General features: G+C 49.4%; 5 protein-coding genes. All 5 read right to left on the reverse strand.

The features are described 5' to 3' along the window. Window positions 1-198 precede the first annotated feature (198 nt). Genes NZM04_00980 through NZM04_01000 form a run of 5 tightly spaced genes read right to left on the reverse strand, consistent with a single transcriptional unit; the run spans window position 199 to window position 2,370 of the window. Window positions 199-603: a hypothetical protein gene (locus tag NZM04_00980; protein ID MCS7062617.1), complete on the reverse strand. Its 405-nt coding sequence runs from the start codon at window positions 601-603 to the stop codon at window positions 199-201. Next, window positions 600-1,043, reverse strand: a complete 444-nt coding sequence (locus NZM04_00985) for a hypothetical protein (GenBank protein ID MCS7062618.1) — start codon at window positions 1,041-1,043, stop codon at window positions 600-602. The genes NZM04_00980 and NZM04_00985 overlap by 4 nt, the downstream gene beginning before the upstream one ends. Window positions 1,044-1,052: 9 nt before the next feature. Beyond that, window positions 1,053-1,487: a contact-dependent growth inhibition system immunity protein gene (locus NZM04_00990; protein ID MCS7062619.1), complete on the reverse strand. Its 435-nt coding sequence runs from the start codon at window positions 1,485-1,487 to the stop codon at window positions 1,053-1,055. Continuing rightward, window positions 1,484-1,894, reverse strand: a complete 411-nt coding sequence (locus NZM04_00995) for a polymorphic toxin type 28 domain-containing protein (protein ID MCS7062620.1) — start codon at window positions 1,892-1,894, stop codon at window positions 1,484-1,486. Before NZM04_00995 ends, NZM04_00990 begins: the two co-directional genes overlap by 4 nt. Further along, the gene (locus NZM04_01000; GenBank protein MCS7062621.1) at window positions 1,780-2,370 is read right to left on the reverse strand and encodes a hypothetical protein; all 591 of its coding nucleotides are present in this window, start codon (window positions 2,368-2,370) and stop codon (window positions 1,780-1,782) included. The genes NZM04_00995 and NZM04_01000 overlap by 115 nt, the downstream gene beginning before the upstream one ends. Window positions 2,371-2,893: the final 523 nt, after the last annotated feature.

The following is a 2,893-nucleotide window of genomic DNA, read 5'->3' on the forward strand; positions in this document are numbered from 1 at the left end:
CCGCCCCCATCAGCAGGAGGCGTGACACCACCGGCAGCCGGGAGGCTGCGGAGGAGACTGCACGTAGTGCAGCCCGGCAGGGCGAGACGAGCGGGAGCAAGCGAGTCAAAGCGGCGCATCGGGAGTTGACCAGGGTTTGGCGTTCGTTGGTATGCGCGACAGCGCGAGGGCGTTGCTGCACGTTGAGGCGTTGGATTTTCAGGAACTGAGATACTTCGGAAGCACAAGGCGAAGCTCTTTCGCAGCTTTCAACAAGAGACGCTCTTCCTTGTCGTTAACCGCAACAGATTTAAAAATACGCTCATTTTCGGCGCGTTCTTCGTTCGTGATGGCTGCCATGTAACGGCTGTTTAGATCGGCAAGACGTGGCGTTTTCGTGCGGTCGTCAATATCGGAGAGTTCGCCGTTCTTTCGGCTGAACACCATGACAAAAAGGGCTTCGTCACCGGGTTCATAAGATACCAAAACAGCATGAGCAGAACCAGTGAAGCTAACTCGGTAATATCTTCCACTGATGGAAGGTTCATCCATTACAAAGCCAAGCTGCTTCAAAAACGGAGCAAAGCCTTCATTAACGATTCGTAAAAAATCCTGACCGTTCATGGACTGACAGTGCCGCTAAATTCAGGATGAAGCTTCTGATAATTTTTCAGCATGTTCTGCTCCATTTGATAGAAGATGCTGGGCGTTGCTCGGTTGGCATCCGCTCCGATGTCGATGATCTGTCTGCCGCTCCGCATCTGCTCAAGTATCCACTTACGATTGTATTGCATCATCGCGCTGGTGACTTGATCGGGATTCATGCCCATTGCCTTGAAGTCGGGCATGTCGTTTAGGATTTTCGCTCCGGGGTATTTGGAAGCAGCGGCTTCGACGCGGGCCATCGTCTCACCAATGATTACCGGCCCTTGTCCTGCTCCCCTTGCGGCAAGAGGGGAATGGCCGTCGTAGGCAAAGGTAGCTTGAGGAATGAGTGTCGTGGCCGCGAAGCAAAGCCAAAGAGCCAGCACCCCTTGCCACCGGAAGCGAATCGAAGTCGTCATGCGACATCTTTAACCAGAGCGTGGATACGTCGTTCTCGTCAGAAGCTCTGCCACATCCTGACGCACATCATTGGGTATGTTGTCGTTGTTCCGGACTTTCTCGCAAACGGATCTCAACATCGCCGCTTCAGCCGCGTGGGTTAGCCAGTAATCCGAAGGCACAGATTTCAAGGAAGCCAAAAGCTCGCCATCATACATTTCTCCCGCGAGCGGTTCAGACCGCAAGAGCCGCAGGGCCAGCGGCACAACATGGTCAAGGTGGATCTGCTGGCGGCAAGCCTTGCAGATATCCTCAACACCCAGTTCTTCAAGCGGAGTTTCGCGAACGGCCCGATACCACGCTGGCAACGGATACTCGTCGCCAGTGGCCGGTGGTGGGTCGGGGATGCCTTTTAGACGGTCCAACGTGGCAAATGTCAACCGATGGTGCGCTCCTGCGTTCATAGCCCCGCTCCTTTGATCGTTTCTTCGATTTGTTGGATCACCTGTTGCGCCTGCTGGCGCGCTGCAACAGCGGCGGGATCAGTAGCGTTTTTGAGAGCATCGACGTTGTTTCGCAAACCGCGTAAAATGTTATTTAAGTCTTGAACGTGGTCGTATGTCCCGCCACCGGGTTTGGGGATTGGGTTGCCAACCATGTCGTGGATCGCGCCCGAGATGTCTCCCTTCGGGCCTGGCTTGAAGTTCTTCGTGAGGATGTTGTTGATCTTCGTGATTGCACTCGATTCAGCCGGAGTTAGTGTCTTTGCGGCATTGACAGCTGGTTTTGCCCGCCCTTCACCAAATCGCCTGCACCAGGGATAAACGCTACACCGGCCATGGTGAGGTTTAATCCCGTGCCTAGATTTAATCCGTTTTCTCTTGCCTGTCCCCATGCGTAGCTCAAATCTCGCATATCCGCAGCCACACCCACAGGCGTTAAACCCACGCCTATTTGTCGCACCACAGAATCCCACGTCGTCGACGCGCCGCTGTAATCCCCAAGCACCGTCTGTGTCAACATCTCTTTACTCCCATTTATCAAACCCCCTGTAATCGCCCCTACCATACTACTAAATTGAAACGTCTTCGAATGACTCGACCCTGCCGGATAAAACCCAGTAATGCCCGATGTAAAACCATTCGCCAGGCGACCCCTCGGATCCACCGCGTTCACCGGATCATTATTCGCATAACTGTAAAGACTCGTATCCGAAGCGTGGCCGAGGGGATCGGACGAGAGAAATCGTCCTACTATATTACAATTTGATTCAACATTATGTCCGTAAGCCAAGGCGACGCTTACACATATCAGAATTAATGTTCTTAGAATTGCGCGCATGGTCATGCCCTAATGCTCTCGAATTGGAAATTGATCGGGTTATGTATGCTCAAGATACATCATAACACCCGTGTAAGTAAAAAATCCAGCAACAACTATTATTGGTAAAAAACATTTTATTTTATCTATACTGCTTAATCGTTTGAAGTTCACAAAACCTGTAATACATGCTAATGTAGAATTTATAACAAACATTAAATATTTAACAATATAAAATATTTTATAAAACTATATGTATAGGTATATATACCATAAAATTCTAGTTTTGGACCAATAAACACGACCGTAAAAACAAGCCAAAATAATATTAGCCACAAAAAAAATAGCCTATTTACCCATCTGTTATTTTCCATATAGAATATTCTAAGGTCCACGAGAAAACCAAGAGCCTCTACTACTTATAACTACCCGATTACCAGGCAAAAGTCCATGATAGTTTGTTCTCTCTCTTCCTTCCTCGATCCAGCCCGATATAGGTTTAAAATTCATTACTTTTTCTTTGAGATCTTCCCATCTGAACTAGTAGTGC

Source organism: Candidatus Methylacidiphilales bacterium, assembly GCA_025056655.1.
Taxonomy (GTDB): domain Bacteria; phylum Verrucomicrobiota; class Verrucomicrobiia; order Methylacidiphilales; family JANWVL01; genus JANWVL01.